Raw genomic sequence first — 21,107 nt, 5'->3', positions numbered from 1 at the left:
TTGCTGTGTGGGGCAAACCGGCAGGGATGCCGGTTTAGCCGCCTCAGGCCATGGATGGCCGGTGGCGGCGGCCCCACACAGCAATGTCGGATTACGGGTATGCCGAGCGACAGCGAGGCACCCAGTGGTGGGGTAAGAGCGTTTTGCTTACTTTTGCGCCCCAAAAGTGAGGCGCCGTAAGGGCGCAACCAATATCAGCCGTGACAGCGGTAACGGATATGTACACAAGAATCGCGGCATGAAAGTGCAGTAGATACCTATGCTTATCGCGGGCAAGCTCAGCTCCCAAAGGACTGCATTATCAATTCAATCCCTCAGGATTGCAGCTTACTCGTCATACCCCAGATTCGGCGCCAGCCAGCGCTCGGTCACGCTTAGCTCCTGACCTTTGCGCGCGGTGTAGCTTTCAACCTGATCCTTGTCGACCTTGCCCACGGCGAAGTATTGCGCCTGTGGGTGGGCGAAGTACCAGCCGCTGACCGCTGCCGCCGGGAACATGGCGTAGTGTTCGGTGAGGAACACGCCGCTTTTGCCTGGCTTGCCATCCGGCATCGGGTCCAGCAACTGGAACAGGGTGCCTTTCTCGGTGTGATCCGGGCAGGCTGGATAGCCGGGAGCAGGGCGGATGCCCGCGTATTGCTCTTTGATCAGCGCATCGTTGTCCAGTTGCTCATCCTTGGCATAACCCCAGTGCTCTTTACGCACTTGTTGGTGCAGCCACTCGGCGCAGGCTTCGGCGAGACGGTCGGCGAGGGCTTTGACCATGATTGCGTTGTAGTCATCGCCAGCATCCTGATAGGCCTTGGACACTTCTTCAGCGCCAATGCCCGCAGTGGTGATGAAGCCGCCCACGTAGTCAGTGATGCCGCTGTCTTTAGGTGCAACGAAGTCGGCCAGCGAGAAGTTCGGTTTGCCGTCGGTCTTGATGATCTGCTGGCGGAGGTGATGCAGCTTCGCCAATGGCTGGCCGTCGTCGCCATAGACTTCCAGATCGTCGTCATTCACCTGATTGGCGGGCCAGAAGCCAAATACGGCACGTGCGCTGATCAGCTTTTCGTCGATCAGCTTGCGCAACATTTGCTGAGCATCGGCGAACAATGACGTGGCAGCCTCGCCTACGACTTCGTCAGTGAGGATGCGCGGGTACTTGCCTGCCAGATCCCAAGAGATAAAGAACGGCGTCCAGTCGATGTATTCGGCCAGCACGTCCAGGTCGATATTTTCCAGCACCCTGGCGCCGGTAAACGTCGGTTTGACCGGGTCGTAGGCTGCCCAGTCAAATTGCGGCTTCTTGGCGACGGCAGCGCCATAGCTCAGGCGCTCGGTGCGAGCGCTACGAGCCGAAGTACGCTCACGCACTTCGATGTATTCAAGACGGGTTTTCTCGATAAAGGCTGGTTTCAGCTCTTTGGACAGCAACTGTGTGGCGACGCCAACGGCACGAGAGGCGTCCGTTACGTAGATCACCGCGTCGTTGCTGTACTTGGGTTCGATCTTCACTGCGGTGTGGGCTTTGGAGGTGGTCGCACCGCCGATCATCAACGGCAGGTGGAAGTCCTGACGCTGCATTTCCCGGGCAACGTGGACCATTTCATCCAGCGAAGGGGTAATCAGCCCCGACAGACCGATGATGTCGCACTTCTGTTCTTTCGCCACCTGCAGGATCTTCTCTGCAGGGACCATCACGCCCAGGTCGACGATGTCATAGCCGTTACAGCCCAGCACCACACCGACGATGTTCTTGCCGATGTCGTGCACGTCGCCCTTGACCGTGGCCATGAGGATTTTGCCCTTGGCTTCTGGCTTGTCGCCTTTTTCCAGCTCGATGAACGGGATCAAGTGGGCAACCGCCTGCTTCATCACACGAGCCGACTTCACTACCTGCGGCAGGAACATTTTTCCCGAACCGAACAGGTCGCCGACGATGTTCATGCCGGACATCAGCGGGCCTTCAATCACCTCGATCGGGCGTGCAAAGGACTGGCGGGACTCTTCAGTGTCTTCAACGATGTGGGTCGTTATGCCTTTAACCAGCGCGTGTTCCAAGCGCTTGTTCACCGGCCAGCCGCGCCACTCTTCGGTTTCCGCCTCTTTAACGCTGCCATCGCCCTTGAACTTGTCGGCAATTGCCAACAAGGCGTCGGTGCCGTCAGTTGTGCGGTTGAGTACTACGTCTTCGACACAGTCGCGCAACTCGGCCGGGATCTGGTCGTAAATCTCCAGCTGCCCGGCGTTGACGATGCCCATGCTCAGGCCGTTACGGATCGCGTACAGCAGGAATACCGAGTGAATCGCTTCCCGCACCGGGTTATTGCCCCGGAACGAGAACGACACGTTGGACACACCGCCCGAGGTCAGCGCGTAAGGCAGTTCATCGCGGATGTAGGCACAGGCATTAATGAAATCGACTGCGTAGTTGTTGTGCTCTTCGATACCGGTGGCGATGGCGAAGATGTTCGGGTCGAAAATGATGTCTTCCGGCGGGAAGCCCACTTCATTGACCAGAATGTCGTAAGAGCGTTTGCAGATTTCCTTCTTGCGGGCTTCGGTATCGGCCTGACCGGCTTCGTCGAACGCCATGACCACAACCGCAGCACCATAGCGCTTGCAGAGTTTTGCGTGATGAATGAACTGCTCGATGCCTTCTTTCATGCTGATCGAGTTGACGATGCCTTTGCCCTGGATGCACTTGAGGCCAGCTTCGATCACTTCCCACTTGGAGGAGTCGATCATGATCGGCACCCGGGAGATATCCGGCTCGCCTGCGATCAGGTTGAGGAAGGTCACCATGGCCTTCTTCGAGTCCAGCATGCCTTCGTCCATGTTGATGTCGATCACCTGGGCGCCGGCTTCGACCTGTTGCAGGGCGACTTCCAGGGCTTCGGTGTAGTTATCTTCACGGATCAGGCGGGCAAAACGGGCGGAACCGGTAATGTTGGTCCGCTCGCCGACGTTGACGAACAGCGAGTTGCGATCAATGGTGAACGGCTCAAGGCCGGACAGGCGACAGGCTTTCGGGATGTCCGGAATCTGCCGCGGCGCATAACCGGCAACCGCTTCGGCGATGGCCTTGATGTGGCCCGGTGTGGTGCCGCAGCAACCGCCGACGATGTTCAGAAAGCCGCTTTGTGCGAATTCTTCAATGATTTTTGCCGTCTGACTCGGCAGTTCGTCGTACTCGCCGAATTCGTTAGGCAGACCCGCGTTAGGGTGCGCGGAAACGTAGGTGCTGGCTTTGTTCGACAGCTCTTGCAGATAAGGGCGCAGATCGCTGGCACCCAGCGCGCAGTTCAGGCCGACCGAAATCGGCTTGGCGTGGCTCACCGAGTTCCAGAACGCTTCAGTGGTCTGACCGGAAAGGGTACGGCCGGAGGCGTCGGTGATGGTCCCGGAAATCATGATCGGCAATTCAAAACCGATCTCTTCGAAAACACCTTGCACAGCAAAGATCGCGGCTTTGGCGTTCAGGGTATCGAAAATGGTTTCGATCAGGATCAGGTCAGCACCGCCCTCGATCAGGCCACGTGTCGCTTCGGTGTAGTTTTCCACCAGCTCATCGAACGTGACGTTGCGATAACCAGGGTTGTTAACGTCCGGGGAGAGCGAGCAGGTGCGGCTGGTCGGGCCGAGAACACCCGCGACGAAACGCGGCTTGTCTGGCGTTTCCAGGGTCTTGGCATCGGCGACTTTACGCGCCAGTCGAGCGCCTTCGACGTTCAGCTCATAGACGATCTCTTCCATGCCGTAGTCGGCCTGGGAAACCTGAGTCGCGTTGAAGGTGTTGGTCTCCAGAATATCGGCACCGGCATCCAGATAGGCCTTTTCGATAGCGCCGATCACGTCCGGGCGGGTCAGCACCAGCAGGTCGTTGTTACCCTTGACGTCGCTGGGCCAGTCGGCAAAGCGCTTGCCGCGATAGTCTTCTTCCTCGAGGCGATAGCTCTGGATCATGGTGCCCATGCCGCCGTCGAGGATCAGGATCCTCTGCTGAAGAGCTTGCTGGAGAGCATGAAGACGGGCGCTGCGATCAGACATAGGGCTACCTGGAAAAGATCGATACATAAAGGTCGAAATGATAGCAAACCCGAACGGTTTTGGTGTTGATAAGACTTTGGTATGAATATCGCTCATGTTGGGCCGCAATAACCTCTGTAGAATTACGGCGTTTTTTCATCTTTTCAGACCCTTTGGACGCTGGATATGCCGTATCGCTTGGTTGTAAGCATCGCAGTGTTGTCGATGTGCGGCATATTTCAGGTCCAGGCGGGCGACAAGCCCGTGCAGCCGAACATTTCCTATGTTCGGGATATCCAGCCAATCCTTACCGAGAAGTGCGTTGCCTGTCATGCCTGCAACGATGCGCCGTGCCAGTTGAATCTGGGCGCCGGGGAGGGCGTCGCACGGGGTGCCAGCAAGATTCCTGTCTACGAAGGCGATCGCAGCGTGGCTCAAGCGCCCACCCGTTTGTTCATCGATGCCAGCGGACCGAAAGCCTGGGAGAGCAAGGGTTTCTACTCGGTGCTTGATGCCCAGGACAGCCAGGCTGCGTTGATGAGCAGAATGCTGGACTTGGGGCGTAACGTGCCGCTGGAACCGAACGCGAAGATCCCGGCTGAAATCGTGCTGGGCCTCAATCGGGAAAATCTTTGCGCTCAGCCGGGAGAGTTCAATGCCTACGCTCAGGCTCATCCCAAGGAAGGCATGCCCCTTGCCGTTGCCGGGTTGAGCGACGCTGAGTACGAGACCCTGCAACGCTGGTTCGCCGTGGGTGCTCCGGTGGATGACAAGGCGCAAAGCCCCTCAATCAGTGAACTGGCGCAGATTACTGAGTGGGAAACCTTGCTCAATCAGCCCGGTTCAACTCAGGCACTGGTGGGCCGCTGGCTGTACGAGCACCTGTTCCTGGCGCACATCTACTTTGCAGGCGGTGAGCCGGGGCATTTCTTTCAATGGGTACGTTCGCGGACGCCAAGCGGTCAGCCCATTGATGTGATTGCCACCCGCAGGCCGGACGATGATCCCGGCAGCGACTTTTATTACCGCCTTGCGCAAGTCAAAGGCGTGATCGTCCACAAGACGCACATTACTTATGCGCTGGGTCCGCAGAAGATGGCACGGGTCAAACAGCTGTTCTATGGCAACGACTGGCGTGTGGATTCGCTGCCGGGCTATGGCCCCGGCCGTCGTGCCAATCCGTTTGAAACCTTTGAAGCGATTCCTGCCGCCGCGCGCTATCAGTTCATGCTGGATAACGCTGAATACTTCGTCCGCACCTTTATTCGCGGGCCTGTGTGCCGTGGGCAGATCGCAACGGACGTGATTCGCGACCAGTTCTGGGTGACGTTTCAGGATCCGGCCCATGATCGCTATATCGTCGATGCCCGCTATCGGGGGCTGGCCACGCCACTGCTGGCGATGCCGGGGCAGAACGATGATGTCGGCAGTGTGCTTGGTCTGTGGCACGCCTATCGGGACAAACGCAACGAATACGAAGATCTGCGCCGTGACAGCTACGCGCATATGCCTCCGCCGGGCTGGGCCACGTTGTGGGCGGGTAACGATAACTCGCTGCTGACAGTCTTCCGTCACTTCGACAGTGCTTCGGTCAATAAAGGCCTGATCGGTGACGTGCCACAGACTTTCTGGCTGTTCGACTACCCGCTGCTGGAGCGCACGTATTATCAACTGGCGGTGAATTTCGATGTTTACGGAAACGTGTCCCATCAGGTGCAGACGCGGCTGTATTTCGACCTGATCCGTAACGGCGCCGAAGTTAACTTTTTGCGGCTGATGCCCGCAGACAAACGCGACGACCTGTTGAGCGACTGGTACCGCAACGGCGGCAAACTGAAGATGTGGCTGGATTATCAGGACATCGACGATGACACGCCGAGTGGCATACCGCTGGATGAAAAAGATCCGAAGCGCGATTTCGCCTTGAAGCTGATAGAGCGGTCCGGCACGTTGAATGCTGCGCCGGATCCGATCAATCGTTGTTCCGGCGCTTATTGCTCCCGAGCGGGTATCAGTGACAGTTTCGCTCAGGTCGAGCAGTCCTTGAGCCATTTGACGTCCCGACCTGCGGCGGGCTTGAAAGTGATCGATTATCTGCCTGAAGCGACGATGCTGCGGATCGAGGACAGCAGCGGCAAGCGGATGATGTACAGCATGCTGCGCAACCGGGCGCATACGAACGTGGCGTTTTTACTGGGTGAGTCGCACCGATATGAGCCGGGACTGGACTCGCTGACGATTTACCCTGGGGTGTTGGCCAGTTATCCAAATTTCATGTTCAACGTACCTGCCAGCGAGGTGCCGGAGTTTGTTGAGCTCATGCAGCAAGCCAGGCATCAGGCAGAGTTCGAGAAGATTGTGGAACGATGGGGCGTGCGGCGCAGCAACCCGCAGTTCTGGACGTACTTCCATGACCTGACTCGCTACATTCAGGAGACGGACCCTGTTGAGGCAGGTGTGATGGACATGAATCGGTACGAGAATCTGTAGATTTGCGTCGCCCTAATCGTCGGAATGCCGCCCAGACCAAGCCACACCCCACATGGCCCGCAGCCATCTACCGCTGACCGGAAAACTCATTTTTTCATGACCTTTTGTGAACTATCACGGTCCGACCCCGTGAGTGTCCTTGTGCATGCGGGTGTATTCGCGGCCTTGGATTGTTGTTTAAAGAGGCAATGAGGTTTGTGATGTTGATTTCTGTTCAAGCCCTGCGGGCACTCGCCGCGTGGGTCGTTGTATGTCATCACTTTATGCAGATTTTCTTCAACTTCCACGCCAGTGGCCCGATTGGCGACTTTTTCGTGACGAAGGGGGCAGTGGGGGTTGATATCTTTTTCGTCATCAGTGGCCTGGTGATCTTTCTCTCTACTCAGAACAGCGAAATGCCGGCCAGGCGCTTCATGCTCAATCGTATTATCCGGATCGTCCCCGCTTATTGGTTTTACACGGCAGCCATGGGTCTTTTACTGGTATTTGCTGCGCCGTTGCTTCCACATCAGGTAATTAACTGGCAGACGTTCATGCTTTCGTTGTTTTTCATCCCTGCGGAAAATCCCGGTGGTTATGGCCTGTACCCCACACTCAACGTGGGCTGGACGCTTAACTACGAGATGTTCTTCTATCTATTGTTCTCCACCGTCTTCCTGTTCAAGCAGCGTCATCGGCCATTGATCGTGGCTGCGGCGCTGTTCGCAGTGTGTGAAGTGTTGGCGCGTTCCGGGCTGATCAGCCGTTTTTATGGCAACGACATTATTTATGAGTTCTTGCTCGGTATTGGCATAGGCATCATTTATCGCCGAGGCTGGATCAAGGAAGGGTTCTGGCTACCGTTGCTGGGTATCGCCACGGGGCTGGTGGTCATTTATCACGTAGGCGGCGATCAGCAGCGGTTGCTTAACTGGGGCCTGCCAAGCGCGTTGATCGTGCTGTCGTGTATCGCCATGGAGCCAGTATTCCGGGGCAACAAGCTGCTTAAAGTGCTGGGCGACTGTTCCTATTCGGTTTATCTGCTCCACGTATTGGTACTGTACGGTGGCTGGCTTGCTTCGCAGCATTACGACCTTAACCCTTACCTGGTATTCGCCATTTGTGTGCCTGTCATCGCGCTTGGCGCATGGATAAGTTACGAATGGCTGGAGAAGGGTTTATACCGTCGCATGAAGGGTTGGCTCGACGATCGACGGGCCAGAAACGCTTCTCAAGCGCTTTCCTGACAAAAATACTAGGACTTTGTGTGAAGCTGGCGATTGGCGTAAACTGCCCGCACGTCTGCGAGGAATTTTCATGACCGCTATTACAATTACCGATGCTGCCCACGATTACCTGGCCGATCTGCTGGAAAAGCAGAACACCCCGGGCATTGGCATCCGCGTGTTTATTACCCAGCCTGGCACCCAGTACGCTGAAACCTGCATTGCCTACTGCAAGCCCGGCGAAGAAAAACCGGAAGACAAGGCCATCGGCCTGAAGAGCTTCACTGCCTGGATCGATGGTTTCAGCGAAAACTTTCTGGACGATGCCGTTGTTGATTACGCCACCGACCGCATGGGCGGCCAGTTGACGATCAAGGCACCCAACGCAAAAGTACCGATGGTCAACGCTGATAGCCCGATCAACGAGCGCATCAACTACTACCTGCAAACCGAGATCAACCCTGGATTGGCCAGCCACGGCGGTCAGGTCACGTTGATCGATGTGGTTGAAGAGCAGGAGCAGCACATCGCTGTTCTGCAATTCGGCGGCGGTTGCCAGGGTTGCGGTCAGGCTGACGTGACGCTGAAGGAAGGTATCGAGCGCACATTGCTTGAGCGCATCCCAGAGCTGCACGGCGTACGCGACGTGACTGACCACACGCAGAAAGAAAACGCTTACTACTAAGCAGTTTGCTGCGCCGTGTTAAAAAGCCCCGACGTGTTCGGGGTTTTTTATTGGAGTGTTAACTCCCGGTGGGAGCGAATTCATTCGCGAAGAGGCCGTTACAATCGCTGCATATGTATTGCCTGGAACATCGTCTTCCCGAATGAATTCGGTCCTACCGGCACTCTGTTTCTATCAATTTCTAAACAAATGAGCATGCCCGGCGCGGTACAGCGATGACTCGCTGAATGCATCACTGGATAGCACACGGCCTACCAGAATCAATGCCGTGCGGCGAAAGCCTTTTTCTTCGACCCTGGTTTCAATATCCGCCAGCGTGCCAATCACCCAGTCCTGATCCGGCCAACTGGCGCGATGCACCACTGCGATCGGGCAATCTGCTCCGTAGTGCGGTATCAGTTCAGCAACTATTTTCGGCAGGTTGTTGACCCCCAGATGAATCGCCATGGTCGCCTTGTGGCGGGCCAGATCGGCCAGAGCTTCGCCTTCTGGCATTGACGTCTTGTCTGCGTAACGGGTCAGGATCACCGTTTGGGAAATATCCGGCAGGGTCAGTTCGGTCTCCAGCAGCGCAGCACAGGCCGCAGTAGCTGTAACGCCCGGGATGATCTCGAACGGAATGCCCAACTCACGCAAGTGGCGAATCTGCTCGCCAATCGCTCCATACAGGCTCGGGTCACCGGAGTGTACACGGGCCACATCCTGGCCTTGCTCATGAGCCGCTTTCATCAAGGCAATGATCTGCTCCAGGTGCAGTTCGGCACTGTTGCTGACCTGAACCGCCTGATGACCCTCCAGAACGGCAGCAGGCACCAGCGAGCCTGCATAGATGATCACCGGGCAACTGCGGATCAATCGTTGGCCCTTGACCGTGATCAGCTCAGGATCGCCGGGACCTGCGCCGATGAAAAAGACCGTCATGAAGACTCCAGATGTGTAGGGGCAAAAATCGCGATTATCAGCGAATTGACAGGCTGATGGCCAAAGCAAACGTGGCTTGAGAAGATTTCTGGCGGGGGATCAGCAGCTCGGCCGTCCCTGATTGGCTTGCCAGCGCCAGCGCTGAGCTTTCTGCGATGCCATAGCAGCCGGTGTGATCATAGGCGATTTGGGAGCGATGGCTAAGCTGCGGTTCGTAAGCGGCCAATTGTTCGGCGTTGAAGAAACTCAACGGCAAATCAAGCTGATTCGCGAGCTCCAGCAGTCCTGGCTCTCGGCTTTTCAAATCTATGGAAGCGAGGGCGCTGATGTCTTTAAGGCGCAGATTATGACTTTCAAGGCTGCGCTCGATAAGTTCCAGCAGTGCGCCCGCAGAGCAGTCGCGCTGGCAACCGAGGCCGACCACCAGGGTCGGACGCTTGTTATCAAGCAAAATATTACTCACTGAATTGAAATGCTTTTCTGCAGGCGGTCGCCCGGTGGCTCTGATACAGCGCTGCCGAGCAGCAAACGGGTGATCCTGGAGCCAACTTGTTGGCGAGACGTCGGACCTGCATCGTCAGAAATTCCGCTTCGCCAACAAGTTAGCTCCTACCGGTCCAATGTTTGCTGCGCGACAGCATATGTCAAAGTTGCTCAAGATCAGGCTTGGTCCAGCTCAGGATTGTTACGGCGGAACAGCCACGTGCTGATCAGCCCCATGGCGATCCAGAATACTGCGTTGGTCAGCAGCGAAGCCATCACGAATTGCGACTCCAGCGCCTCAGGTGCCAGGCTCTCGTGGGTTTCAGGCTGCGGTGCACCAATGAGATGAGGCACTACCAGAATCGCCACGCCCAAGGCTTTCAATAGCCAGTTCTGCGCAAACACGATCAGCGCGAGCGCGACAGCCGTCGAGGCCGCGGTGCCAATCCACCAGATTTGTCGCTGATTGAGGTCCGCTGCAGCGGTGCCCGGCAGCTCGGGCGGCAGGCCCAAAGTTGGCGCCAGAGTAAACACCGCAAAGCCGGCCAGCCCCCAGAACAGGCCTTGCGAAGTCTTGCCAGGCGCTCGTAACGTGTACAACGCGGCCAGCATTAGTGCGAAACCGACGGCGACCACCAGATTGCCACCGGTGGTCGACACGATGCGCTGCCAGCCGTCTTCCGGCGACCAGGCTTCATCATCATGCACGTGACCAGCGGGTGCGGCTTCGCCATGTGAATGCTCATGAACCTGCTCAGCAGGCGCGTTCTCGTAGGTTTCGGCTTGCAGGATCAACGGCGTGATCCAGAAACTTTGCAGCAGGGTCAACAGCAGGGCGGCGAACAGGCCTGTGAACCCGGCCGTTTGAGCGATTCGCTTGAACATGGCGTCAGGTCTCAATGGCAAGGGAAGGCGGCGCTGTGCCGGGTGTCGTGAGCGGCATTGTGGACCGCTTCGATATGCGAGAACCCGGCAAAATAGACCAGGCAGGCGCCAAGAATGGCTGCGCTGATGGCGGCGGTCAGACGTTGGCTCTGGGTAGTTGCAGTGTTGGCGGAATGGCTGGTTGTACTGATCGACATGGCGCTTCCCTCTTGATGTCGGCAAGCAGGCATGCGCAGCACTATCCCACTGACGAATATCAGGGGAGTGCAACTGCGCCCGCCCACCGCGGGTTCGTTATTTGTTTCATGTCGGGCCGGTCTCCGGGCTTGCGAGGGGTTGAGCGCTGAATGGCGCCAACCTGCAAGAATCGCCTTCCCATGCCGTGATGCGCACAGTGGATCTGATTCTTCGCTCGCTTACCGTTGCGGGGGCAGCGCCGGACTTGCACAGACCAGAGGTCTGAACTCACCGGTTTCCCGTTTCACCCCGTGAGGGGCACCCGTAACAAGGCATGTAGGAGAGCATGCGCCTGCGTGGAACGTCAATCAGTTGATTGACCTGCCCGCAGTCACTGCGTAGCCTTGCGGGTTCGAGGTTCTCCAGTCTATCTGCGGGTCAGACGATTTGGAGCTAAGACGGGAACGCGGTAATGCCGCGGCTGCCCCCGCAACTGTAAGCGGTGCTGATTTATCGCACGGTCATTGCACTCTCTGTACAGCCACTGCCCGTCAAGGGCGGGAAGGCGCAATGACTGCCCTGGAAGCTTTCCATGGGTACCGCAAGCCAGGAGACCTGCCTCGATTCGGGCCTTGAGCCCGACGAATTCTCACTACAACCGGGCGGGGTGATCCGGTGGCGAATCGTATCTCTGTGGCTACACATCTGTGGCTACACAGGGTTTTCGTCCCGCTTGCCCGCCGTATTGCCAAAGGGCATCCGATGAAAACACTGGCCAAACTTCCCGTCACTATCGTTACCGGCTTCCTCGGTTCGGGCAAAACCACCTTGCTGCGCCATATGCTGGATAACGCGGAAGGTCGACGGATTGCGGTTATCGTCAATGAGTTCGGCGAGCTGGGCATCGACGGCGAAATCCTCAAACAATGCACCATTGGCTGCACTGAAGAAGAGGCGGTTGGCCGCGTTTATGAGCTGGCCAACGGCTGTCTTTGTTGCACTGTGCAGGAAGAGTTCTTCCCGGTCATGCGTGAACTGGTTGCGCGTCGTGGCGATCTGGATCACATCCTCATCGAAACTTCCGGTCTGGCCCTGCCAAAGCCACTGGTACAAGCCTTCCAGTGGCCGGAAATTCGCAATGCCTGCACCGTCGATGCGGTAATTACTGTTGTCGACAGTCCGGCAGTACTTGCAGGTACGTTTGCTGCATTCCCTGATCAGGTCGACGCTCAGCGCAAGCTCGATCCGAACCTGGATCATGAGTCGCCATTGCATGAGCTGTTCGCCGATCAACTGGCCAGCGCCGATCTGGTCATCCTCAACAAGTCCGACATGATGGACGCGGCCGGTCTGGCTGCGGTGCGCGCTGAAGTCTCCGAAGAGCTGCCGCCTGCGGTCAAAGTCATCGAAGCCAGCAGCGGTCGTCTGCCGATCAATGTCTTGCTGGGGTTGGGGGCTGAATCCGAGCAGCATATCGATGGCCGCAAGACCCATCACGATCACCACGAAGGCGATGATCATGATGACCACGACCATGACGCGTTCGACTCCATTTCCATCAAGCTGCCTCAATCCGAAGAAACCCTGCTGCTTGCCGCGCTGACCCAACTGGTCGTGCAGCACGGCATCTTGCGGGTCAAGGGTTTCGCGGCCATTGCCGGCAAACCGATGCGCTTGCTGATTCAGGGTGTAGGCACGCGTTTCGACAAACACTTCGACCGCGCCTGGAGTGCTGATGAAGAGCGTGCCACTCACCTGGTGCTGATCGGTCAGAAGCTTGATTCTGCGGCACTTGAATCCCAACTGCGCGCTGCGCTAGCGGACTGACCCATGCACCTGTTGAGAACCCAGCCCGGTGGTTTTGTACCGGACGACAGCATTGCCGACCTCGGACAAACCCCCGCCGAGCTGGTGATTCTCTGCAGTGGCGATTCCAGCCTGGCATTGCTCGCCGAAGCGGCGCAGCAACTGCCGGATGATTACCCGAGCTTGCGTCTGGCTAACCCGATGCAGGTTCAGAACCATGCTTCCGTCGACCTCTATTTCGATGAAGTGCTGCGCCACGCCAAGGTCATTCTGATTTCTCTGCACGGCGGGATAGGCTATTGGCGCTACGGTGCTGAGCGACTCATGGAGCTCGCAGCCCGCGGCGTGCAGGTGATCATGGTGCCGGGCTGTGATCGCCATGACCCCGAACTGACTGAGCGCAGCACCGCACCCGCTGAGGATTGCCACCGGTTATGGCAGTTTCTGCGTCAGGGTGGCATGCACAACGCGCTGGAGTTCTACCGTTGCATCGCGAATCGCCTGCTGGATCGGGATTACGCCTGGTCCGAGCCCAAAGCATTGCCGCGTACTGCGGTTTACCACCCAAAAGGCGTCAGCGCCGATCCTGAAATATGGTTCGCTGACTGGGTGCCGGATCAGCCAGTCGCAGCGCTGCTGTTCTATCGCTCACACCTGCAGGCTGCCAATACCGCGTTCATCGATGTGTTTTGCGCCCGCTTGCAGGCGCAAGGCTTGAATCCTTTGCCCATCGCAGTGGCCAGCCTGAAGGAAGCAGGCTGCATGACGGTGGTTGAAGACTGGCTGGACGAGGTCGGGGTTGAGCTGATCCTCAACACCACCGGCTTTGCTCAGTCCAGCCCGGAAACGCCTCATTTGCGGCCATTCCGACGTAACGTCCCCGTGATTCAGGCGATTTGCGCTCAGGATAACGAACCTGGCTGGCGGGCCAGCGAGCAAGGTCTGGGTGCCCGGGATCTGGCGATGCACATCGCGTTGCCCGAACTGGACGGGCGAATCATCAGTCGGCCGGTCAGCTTCAAGGATCTGGCCTGGCACAGTGAGCGCAGTCAGTCGGATGTGGTCTGCTATCGCCCGCAACCCGAGCGCATGGACTTTGTTGCCGAACTGGCGCGTCGCTGGATATTGCTCGGGCGCTTGCCTAATGCTGACAAGCGCGTTGCGTTGATTCTCGCCAATTACCCCACGCGCGACGGACGCATCGGCAATGGTGTCGGCCTCGATACGCCAGCGGCGGCGCTGAATATCCTGCGAGCCATGAAGGGCGAGGGTTATCCGGTTGCCGAATTGCCGGACACCGGTACTGAGTTGATCCACCAGTTGCTCGGTGGCGTCACCAATGATCTGGACAGCATCGACCTTCGTCCCTGCCACCAAAGCATGGCGCTCGACGAGTACACCGCTGCGTTTGAGCAACTGCCTCTGGCCAACCGTGAAGCGGTGATTGCACGCTGGGGCGCGCCGGATAAAGACCCGATGTTCCGCAGTGGGCGGGTGATGATTGCCGGGATCAGGTTTGGCCTGACCTTCGTTGGCATTCAGCCGGCACGGGGTTATCAGGTGGACGCCAGTGCGGTTTATCACGACCCGGATCTTGTCCCGCCCCATGGTTATCTGGCCTTCTATTTCTGGCTGCGCAAGGCCTATGGCGCCCATGCCGTGGTGCATGTGGGCAAACACGGCAATCTGGAATGGCTGCCGGGCAAGGGCGTCGGTCTGTCGGAGACCTGCTGGCCGGATGCGATTCTCGGCGCGATGCCTAATATCTACCCGTTCATCGTCAACGATCCGGGCGAGGGCGCCCAGGCCAAACGCCGTACCCAAGCCGTGATCATCGATCACCTGATGCCGCCGCTGACCCGCGCTGAAACCTATGGGCCGTTGCGTAACCTGGAGTTGCTGGCGGACGAGTACTACGAAGCCCAACTGCTCGATCCGCGTCGTGCCCTGGAGCTGCAACGGGACATCCTCAAACTGGTCCGCGAAACTCAAATCGATCGTGAGCTGGCGCTGGGTGATGCCTTAAAGGATGACGATGCGGCGACATGGTTGCCACGGCTGGACACCTATCTGTGTGATTTGAAGGAATCGCAGATTCGCGACGGTCTGCATATCTTTGGTGAGTCTCCCGCCGGCCGTCTGCGCATCGATACCTTGCTGGCGTTGTTGCGCATCCCGCGAGGTGACGGTCGCGGTGCGCAGTCGAGTCTGCTGCGTGCCTTGAGCAAAGCCTTCGAGCTGGGTTTTGATCCACTGGATTGCGAACTTGCCGAACCCTGGCTGTCTGCCAGACCTGAAGCGCTGCTCGCTGTCAGCACTGATCCATGGCGCACGGCGGGTGATACCCGTGAGCGTCTTGAGCTGTACGCTGCGTGGTTGATCGAACAGGTTATCAGTAATACTGAATTTAGTATTCCCTTTGAAAACAAAGATCTACTGGATATTTTCAATAATCTTAAAGAGGTTGTGGCGCCACGACTCGACGCCTGCGGCCCGGGAGAAATCCAGGGCTTACTGGACGCCTTGAGCGGACGTTTCGTGCCAGCGGGCCCAAGCGGCGCGCCGAGTCGCGGTCGTATAGACGTGCTGCCCACCGGGCGAAACTTCTTCTCGGTCGATGTGCGAAATCTGCCTACCACCACAGCGTGGCGCATCGGGTTCCAGTCAGCAAATCTGTTGCTGGAGAGGCACTTACAAGACAATGGTGATCATTTACGTCAGCTTGGCCTGTCGGTGTGGGGCACCGCAACCATGCGTACTGGCGGAGACGATATTGCTCAGGCTATGGCGTTGATGGGTGTAAGGCCGGTCTGGGCGACGGGCAGTCAGCGCGTTGATGACTTCGAAATTCTGCCGTTGAGCTTGCTGGATCGGCCGCGGGTTGACGTGACGCTGCGAGTCTCCGGTTTTTTCCGCGATGCTTTCGCCAACCTGATCCGGCTGTTCGACGCTGCGGTACAAGCCGTGGCGGCACTGGACGAGCCGGACGATATGAATCCGTTGGCCGCCAAGGTTCGCGAAGAGCGTGCCGCCTTGTTGAGCACTGGCGTCACCGATGATGACGCTGCGCGTCAGGCAGGCTGGCGTATCTTCGGTGCCAAGCCTGGGGCTTACGGTGCGGGTGTGCAGGGCGCGATCGACGGTCGCCTCTGGCAGAGTCGGGATGATCTGGCCGAGGTTTATCTGAATTGGGGCGGTTACGCCTATGGTGCCGCCGATGAGGGCACGCCTGCGCGGGAGCGCTTTGCAAAACGCTTGTCGCAAGTCCAGGCGGTGGTGCAGAACCAGGACAACCGCGAGCACGACCTGCTCGACTCGAACGACTACTACCAGTTTCAAGGTGGCATGCTTGCAGCCGCCGAGAGCCTCAGCGGCCAGAAGACTGCCAGCTATCATGGCGATCATAGCCAGCCAGACTTGCCGAAGATCCGGACGTTGAAGGAAGAGCTGAACCGGGTCATCCGCTCCCGCGCGGCTAATCCGAAATGGATCGACGGCGTCAAACGCCATGGTTACAAAGGGGCCTTCGAGATGGCCGCCACCGTGGACTTCCTGTTCGCGTTCGACGCCACCACCGAACTGATTGACGATCACCAATACGCACTGTTGGCCGATGCCTATTTGCTGGACGCGTCGACCCGGGAATTCATTCAGCAGCACAACCCTGACGCCTTGCGGGACATGACCGAACGCATGCTTGAAGCGCAACAGCGCGGCTTATGGCAGGAACCGGGTAATTACCGTGACGCGCTGGAAAGCCTGTTGCTGGACATAGAAGAGAGCTGATGACGTTGCCTGACGAGACTTTGAGCGATACCCCGCATTTCCCGCTGGCCGCCGTGGTGGGGGCTGACGAACTGAAATTGGCGCTGTGCCTGACCGCCATCGACCCGAAAATCGGCGGTGTGCTGATCGAGGGGCCGCGTGGCATGGCGAAGTCGACACTGGCGCGTGGTCTGGCCGATTTGCTGGCCATTGGTCAGTTCGTCACTTTGCCGCTCGGCGCCACTGAAGAGCGGCTGGTGGGCACGCTGGATCTTGACGCCGCGTTGGGCGCAGGCCGAGCCGAGTTTTCACCTGGCGTGCTGGCCAAGGCCGACGGCGGCGTGCTGTATGTCGATGAAGTGAATCTGCTGGCGGATCATCTTGTTGATCTGCTGCTGGACGTTGCGGCCAGTGGCATCAATCAGGTTGAGCGTGACGGTATTTCCCATCGCCACCCAGCGCGATTCGTGTTGATTGGCACCATGAACCCGGAGGAAGGCGAACTGCGTCCTCAACTGCTGGATCGCTTTGGCCTGAACGTGGCATTGAGCGGGCAGACCTTGCCGACCGAGCGCGGGCAAATCATCCGCCGCCGTCTGGACTTCGACAGCGACCCGCAGGCCTTTTGCGCGCAGTGGAGTGAGCAACAACAGGCGCTAAAGCTGCGCTGCGAACAGGCACGCAAGGTTCTGGGCAACATCGAGCTGGATGATCAGTCACTCACGGTCATCACCGAGCGCTGTTTTGCGGCGGGTGTCGATGGCATGCGCGCTGATCTGGTCTGGCTACGCGCCGCCCGTGCCCATGCGGCATGGCGCGGTGTGTCAGCGATTGAAAATCAGGACATTGACGCCGTGGCAGAGTTTGCCTTGCGTCACCGACGCCGTAATTCTTCTCAAGAACAGCCGCCTCCCCAGGATCAGCAGCCGCAACAACCTGCATCGCAGCAAAATCCGTCAACTCCCGAACCACAGTCCGCGCCGGATCAGGGGCAGGGCAGTTGGGGGGAATTGCCTGCGCAGGCCACGCCGACAGGCGCTCGTCGTGAAGTGCCGAGCTGGCCAAAAAAGCCCTAGGCATCCGTCCTCGCACTGTTCCGGGGATGGATGCCAAGCCCCGGCGCGGTAAAGCTCCCGGTGGTCGAACTGGCGCGTTGCGCAGCGGTGCCGACGGAGCCATTGCCTGGTTGCCGACGCTGTTACGCGGGCGGCCCAAGGTTCGCGCCGATCTGATCCGTCAACCCAGAAGTCAGCAGCCCGGTGAGTTGTGGCTGGTGATCGTCGACGCTTCGGCCTCGACCAGGCGCCATCAGGCCTTGGGCCGGGCTAAAGGGTTGTTGGCTCAACTGTTCGACGACGCTTACCGTCGTCGTGTACGTCTGGCGTTGCTGACGGCGAACGGCAACACGCCGCGCTGGCAACATCAGGGCCTCAAGGCATCCCGTGCATTACAGCCCTGGCTGGACGAACTGGGCGCGGGTGGTGGCACGCCATTAATCGATGCGTTTGATCAGGCACGCCAGTGGCTGGATAGACGCAAGAAGCAGCATCCTGCCGAGAAGCAGCACCTTCTGGTCATGACGGACGGACGGGTCAAGGATTCAGGCGGGTTACCGCCATTCAACTGCCCGGGCCTGCTGATCGATATCGAAAGCGGGCCGATCCGCCTGGGAAGGGCACAGCAGATGGCACAGAGCCTGGGCGTTGAGTATCAGCACATCGATGAGCTGAAGGCTCGTTAGGCAGGCAGACCTGCCGAACAGATGGAATGCGGCCTGTGTAACTTGCTCCGTGCCCTGAAGCAGCGCCGTCGCAAAGCAAACATTGGACCTGTAGGAGCGACCGGGGTGGCGTTCCACCTTGCCCGCGACTCGGTCTGTGAGTCGATGAATTTATCGTCTGTGCTGACGCGATCGCGGGCAAGCGCGCTCCTACAGAAAAGCATTTCGAATAAGGTGACTGCGTTGACTTCAGGCAGGCATGGTCCACGGCTCGAGGCGGTGGCCTTCGTTGCTGATTTCAGCACGGGCCAGTTCGAGTTCGTTGGCCAGGCGCTTGGCATCGGAGTAAGTGCTGCGCGCGATCTGGCGGCGGCCAATACGATTGCTGGTACGGTCGATGACCGTCAGGCTCAGCTCGCCGTTACCGTCTTGCGGTGCCCAGGCGACGCATTGGAAAGGTTCAAAAGCGTGTCCAGCGATCAAGAGTGCATCGTTGAAGCGCAGTGGGGCGTTCATGGTTATTTCCTCAAGTGCCCATATCAAAATTGTGCGCTGTCGGTTGGGCTTACCGTTCAGCGGGTTACTTGTGTTGATGACACTCGATAGCTGTCAAGTCACACAGGTCGCCGATTATTTTCAGATTTTTTTGAATGCCCCCTGTGTTCACCGTGCGCAAAGCTGAAGTTCGACGAATATTCCAGCACAGCCGCACGGTCCGGAAATATCCACTCTGCGGACCATCAACGGCTAATTACCTTTCGATCTGGCCCCTATAGTCAATCGGTCCAAGCGCCTGTCAAAAATTTGCTAACGTTCAAATCAATATCCTCAACTGACTGTTTATAAAATGATTTTATAAACATGATTATCAAATCGCAGCGCCAAGGAATCCCCATGCATGAATCGGCACCACCACTGCGACGTTTGCTAATTGTTGATCCTTGTGATGATTGTCATCAGCTCATTCCCGTTCTGCGCGCCGCTGGCTGGGATGTCGACAGCAGTACCGTTGAAGCCGCGGTTAGTCGTAGTTGCGATGTAGGTCTGATTCGCCTGATGCCTTATCACTTTGAGCACCCGGAAGTGGTCAAGGACCTGATCACGCGCAGCCACACCGAATGGATCGCCGTATTGACCCCGGATGACCTGCGCCGGGAGAAGATCGGCGATTTTGTCTGTGAATGGTTTTTTGACTTCCATACCTTGCCGTTCGATGTTGCACGTATGCAGGTCACGCTGGGGCGCGCCTATGGCATGGCGCGCTTGAGGGCTCAGGGGGCGGTTTATGTATCAGGGCCCGATCATGAGATGCTCGGCGAAAGTCGCCCCATCCGTGAGTTACGCAGGCTGCTGAGCAAACTGGCGCCTACCGAATCGCCAGTACTGATACGTGGCGAGCCCGGTACTGGCAAGGAGCTGGTGGCGCGCACACTGCATACCCAGTCCCATCGGCGCAGCAAGCCATTCATTGCGATCAACTGCGCGACGACGCCCGAGCACCTGCTTCAGGGCGAATTATTCGGCCACGAGAAAGGCGCGTTCGAAGGGGCCAATGAACTGAAAATTGGCTGCATTGAGGCAGCCGATGGCGGCACGTTGTTTCTCGATGAAATCGGGGACTTGCCGATGGAGCTGCAGGCCAGTCTGCTGCGCTTTCTTCAGGACAAGCAGGTTGAGCGCGTCGGAGGCAGAGAGGCCATCGTTGTGGATGTCAGGGTGCTGGCCGCCACCCACGTTGATCTTGAGTCCGCCATTCGCAAAAAGCGCTTCCGCGAAGACCTGTATTACCGCCTGAATGTGCTTCAGGTTGGCACGGCACCGTTACGCGAGCGACACGGTGATCTGGCATTGCTGGCCAATCATTTTGCGCATTTCTACAGTCAGGAAACCGGTCGGCGGGTGCGTAACTTCAGTCAGGATGCATTGGTTGCAATGGGCAAGCATGACTGGCCGGGTAATGTCCGGGAGCTGGCCAACCGGGTTCGCCGGGGGCTGGTGCTCGCTGAGGGGCGACAGATTGAGGCCGCTGATCTGGGGTTACTCGGTGACGACGACGTCGTCAGTACGATGGGTACCCTGGATGATTACAAATCCCGGGCAGAGCGGCAGGCGTTGTGTGATGTATTGACCCGCCATAGCGACAATTTGAGCGTTGCTGCCAAGGTACTGGGGATTTCCCGGCCGACATTCTATCGATTGCTGCACAAGCACCAGATTCGTTGAGCTGCTGCGCTTCAGGCGTGTTGGAGCAACTGTTCAACTGCCGCGAAGACCCGCTCACGACGTTGCGTCCAGTCACCGCCGATCACCTGAAAGGGTTGGTGATGCATCTCAAGCCAGTGCCGAGTATCGCGGAAGAATGCCTGTCGTGAACTCAGCTCGGGTTGGCAGCGCTGACCATCGCCGATCCAGTCAACGCCGTCAGGATCGAGCAACAAATGCAGATCGTACTGACGAGCCAGCAGTGCAGGCTCGATCCACGCAGGACAATCCCCGAATAGTGTCTGACTCCACAGAATATTGCTCAGCAGATGGGTATCGAGAATCAGTAACCCAGGCTGAGTGCCACGAGCAGCATCCTCGCTGTCCAGTTGGCCTTGAGCGATTGCCGGGATATCTGCGTAGGTGGTGTCCCGCTGGTTCTGTTCGATGAAAAGCCGTACATATTCCCCTACCAGAAGCCCGCCGAAGCAGCGCTGTATTTCGCCTGCCAGCCAGCTTTTGCCGCTGGACTCAGGACCTGTCAGCACAACAACTTTCATCAAGCCGCTACCTTTTCCGGAGCTAAAATGGTACCCGTTGCCGGTGCGATTGTTCTGAGTGCGGGCATTGCGATTCCTGGGAGGCCGAAAGCGGCGGCGATTGTAAGCGTATACACCGGTTAGCGCAGCGACTCAGCGAAAAAAACGCTGATAGCGGCCACTGAAAACCGGCTTCCATTACGTCAAGGGTTGCA

Annotated in this window: 15 protein-coding genes and 2 riboswitches; of the genes, 8 read left to right on the top strand and 7 right to left on the bottom strand. The window is 58.0% G+C overall.

All coding sequences use genetic code 11. From position 1 onward, the window contains the following. Positions 1-327: 327 nt before the first annotated feature. Positions 328-4,035: a methionine synthase gene (gene metH, locus KDX30_RS24415; RefSeq protein WP_231677716.1), complete on the bottom strand. Its 3,708-nt coding sequence runs from the start codon at positions 4,033-4,035 to the stop codon at positions 328-330. 165 nt (positions 4,036-4,200) lie between these two features. Between metH and KDX30_RS24410 the strand changes: the two genes are divergently transcribed. The 3 genes from KDX30_RS24410 (at position 4,201) to nfuA (ending at position 8,394) form a co-directional block, all read left to right on the top strand. After that, positions 4,201-6,504, top strand: a complete 2,304-nt coding sequence (locus tag KDX30_RS24410) for a fatty acid cis/trans isomerase (protein ID WP_231677715.1) — start codon at positions 4,201-4,203, stop codon at positions 6,502-6,504. 200 nt (positions 6,505-6,704) lie between these two features. Next, positions 6,705-7,730 (top strand): acyltransferase family protein, encoded by a 1,026-nt coding sequence (locus tag KDX30_RS24405; protein WP_099271299.1) that lies wholly within the window; start codon positions 6,705-6,707, stop codon positions 7,728-7,730. A 70-nt stretch (positions 7,731-7,800) separates the two neighbouring features. After that, the gene (nfuA, locus tag KDX30_RS24400; RefSeq protein WP_027902653.1) at positions 7,801-8,394 is read left to right on the top strand and encodes a Fe-S biogenesis protein NfuA; all 594 of its coding nucleotides are present in this window, start codon (positions 7,801-7,803) and stop codon (positions 8,392-8,394) included. A 174-nt stretch (positions 8,395-8,568) separates the two neighbouring features. Here nfuA and cobM read toward each other — a convergent pair whose 3' ends face one another. The 4 genes from cobM to KDX30_RS24380 form a co-directional block, all read right to left on the bottom strand. Further along, positions 8,569-9,315 (bottom strand): precorrin-4 C(11)-methyltransferase, encoded by a 747-nt coding sequence (gene cobM / locus KDX30_RS24395; RefSeq protein ID WP_231677713.1) that lies wholly within the window; start codon positions 9,313-9,315, stop codon positions 8,569-8,571. Positions 9,316-9,352: 37 nt separating this feature from the next. Next, positions 9,353-9,769, bottom strand: a complete 417-nt coding sequence (locus tag KDX30_RS24390) for a cobalamin biosynthesis protein (RefSeq protein ID WP_099271432.1) — start codon at positions 9,767-9,769, stop codon at positions 9,353-9,355. Positions 9,770-9,975: 206 nt separating this feature from the next. Then, positions 9,976-10,683, bottom strand: a complete 708-nt coding sequence (locus tag KDX30_RS24385; protein ID WP_099271301.1) for a CbtA family protein — start codon at positions 10,681-10,683, stop codon at positions 9,976-9,978. 11 nt (positions 10,684-10,694) lie between these two features. Beyond that, complete coding sequence (locus tag KDX30_RS24380; RefSeq protein ID WP_122805329.1) at positions 10,695-10,880, bottom strand: CbtB domain-containing protein; 186 nt, start codon at positions 10,878-10,880, stop codon at positions 10,695-10,697. 97 nt (positions 10,881-10,977) lie between these two features. Next, positions 10,978-11,201: riboswitch (cobalamin riboswitch) on the bottom strand. Positions 11,202-11,258: 57 nt separating this feature from the next. Beyond that, positions 11,259-11,497, top strand: a riboswitch (cobalamin riboswitch). Between the two features lie 125 nt (positions 11,498-11,622). On the opposite strand from KDX30_RS24380, the gene cobW reads away from it, so the two are divergent. From cobW to KDX30_RS24360, 4 genes are read left to right on the top strand one after another with little or no spacing between them, the layout of a single operon-like run. Further along, complete coding sequence (gene cobW, locus KDX30_RS24375; RefSeq protein WP_231677712.1) at positions 11,623-12,687, top strand: cobalamin biosynthesis protein CobW; 1,065 nt, start codon at positions 11,623-11,625, stop codon at positions 12,685-12,687. A 3-nt stretch (positions 12,688-12,690) separates the two neighbouring features. Further along, complete coding sequence (gene cobN, locus KDX30_RS24370; protein ID WP_231677711.1) at positions 12,691-16,452, top strand: cobaltochelatase subunit CobN; 3,762 nt, start codon at positions 12,691-12,693, stop codon at positions 16,450-16,452. Between the two features lie 20 nt (positions 16,453-16,472). Continuing rightward, positions 16,473-17,507 carry an ATP-binding protein gene (locus tag KDX30_RS24365; RefSeq protein WP_406643975.1) on the top strand — a complete coding sequence of 345 codons (1,035 nt, stop codon included), beginning with the start codon at positions 16,473-16,475 and terminating at the stop codon, positions 17,505-17,507. Between the two features lie 26 nt (positions 17,508-17,533). Next, complete coding sequence (locus KDX30_RS24360; RefSeq protein WP_099271305.1) at positions 17,534-18,172, top strand: vWA domain-containing protein; 639 nt, start codon at positions 17,534-17,536, stop codon at positions 18,170-18,172. 228 nt (positions 18,173-18,400) lie between these two features. Here KDX30_RS24360 and KDX30_RS24355 read toward each other — a convergent pair whose 3' ends face one another. Further along, a complete protein-coding gene (locus tag KDX30_RS24355; protein WP_027901210.1) occupies positions 18,401-18,667 on the bottom strand; it encodes a hypothetical protein in 267 nt (88 codons plus the stop codon). 378 nt (positions 18,668-19,045) lie between these two features. Here KDX30_RS24355 and KDX30_RS24350 point away from each other — a divergent pair, with 378 nt between their 5' ends. Further along, positions 19,046-20,374, top strand: coding sequence for a sigma-54 dependent transcriptional regulator (locus tag KDX30_RS24350; protein ID WP_231677709.1), 1,329 nt, complete (start codon positions 19,046-19,048; stop codon positions 20,372-20,374). Between the two features lie 11 nt (positions 20,375-20,385). Here the strand turns inward: KDX30_RS24350 and KDX30_RS24345 are convergent, their stop codons facing one another. Beyond that, positions 20,386-20,913 carry an AAA family ATPase gene (locus tag KDX30_RS24345; RefSeq protein WP_231677708.1) on the bottom strand — a complete coding sequence of 176 codons (528 nt, stop codon included), beginning with the start codon at positions 20,911-20,913 and terminating at the stop codon, positions 20,386-20,388. Positions 20,914-21,107 lie beyond the last annotated feature (194 nt).

The sequence above is a fragment of the Pseudomonas quasicaspiana genome, from assembly GCF_021147825.1.
GTDB lineage: Bacteria > Pseudomonadota > Gammaproteobacteria > Pseudomonadales > Pseudomonadaceae > Aquipseudomonas > Aquipseudomonas quasicaspiana.
This window is presented reverse-complemented; position numbering and strand designations above follow the sequence as displayed.

What these genes read in the sequence shown, in the direction of transcription:
- metH (WP_231677716.1), bottom strand. Translation starts at nt 4,035, where the DNA reads ATGTCTGATCGCAGCGCCCGTCTTCATGCTCTCCAGCAAGCTCTTCAG.
- KDX30_RS24410 (WP_231677715.1), top strand. Translation starts at nt 4,201, where the DNA reads ATGCCGTATCGCTTGGTTGTAAGCATCGCAGTGTTGTCGATGTGCGGC.
- KDX30_RS24405 (WP_099271299.1), top strand. Translation starts at nt 6,705, where the DNA reads ATGTTGATTTCTGTTCAAGCCCTGCGGGCACTCGCCGCGTGGGTCGTT.
- nfuA (WP_027902653.1), top strand. Translation starts at nt 7,801, where the DNA reads ATGACCGCTATTACAATTACCGATGCTGCCCACGATTACCTGGCCGAT.
- cobM (WP_231677713.1), bottom strand. Translation starts at nt 9,315, where the DNA reads ATGACGGTCTTTTTCATCGGCGCAGGTCCCGGCGATCCTGAGCTGATC.
- KDX30_RS24385 (WP_099271301.1), bottom strand. Translation starts at nt 10,683, where the DNA reads ATGTTCAAGCGAATCGCTCAAACGGCCGGGTTCACAGGCCTGTTCGCC.
- KDX30_RS24380 (WP_122805329.1), bottom strand. Translation starts at nt 10,880, where the DNA reads ATGTCGATCAGTACAACCAGCCATTCCGCCAACACTGCAACTACCCAG.
- cobW (WP_231677712.1), top strand. Translation starts at nt 11,623, where the DNA reads ATGAAAACACTGGCCAAACTTCCCGTCACTATCGTTACCGGCTTCCTC.
- cobN (WP_231677711.1), top strand. Translation starts at nt 12,691, where the DNA reads ATGCACCTGTTGAGAACCCAGCCCGGTGGTTTTGTACCGGACGACAGC.
- KDX30_RS24360 (WP_099271305.1), top strand. Translation starts at nt 17,534, where the DNA reads ATGGATGCCAAGCCCCGGCGCGGTAAAGCTCCCGGTGGTCGAACTGGC.
- KDX30_RS24355 (WP_027901210.1), bottom strand. Translation starts at nt 18,667, where the DNA reads ATGAACGCCCCACTGCGCTTCAACGATGCACTCTTGATCGCTGGACAC.
- KDX30_RS24350 (WP_231677709.1), top strand. Translation starts at nt 19,046, where the DNA reads ATGCATGAATCGGCACCACCACTGCGACGTTTGCTAATTGTTGATCCT.
- KDX30_RS24345 (WP_231677708.1), bottom strand. Translation starts at nt 20,913, where the DNA reads ATGAAAGTTGTTGTGCTGACAGGTCCTGAGTCCAGCGGCAAAAGCTGG.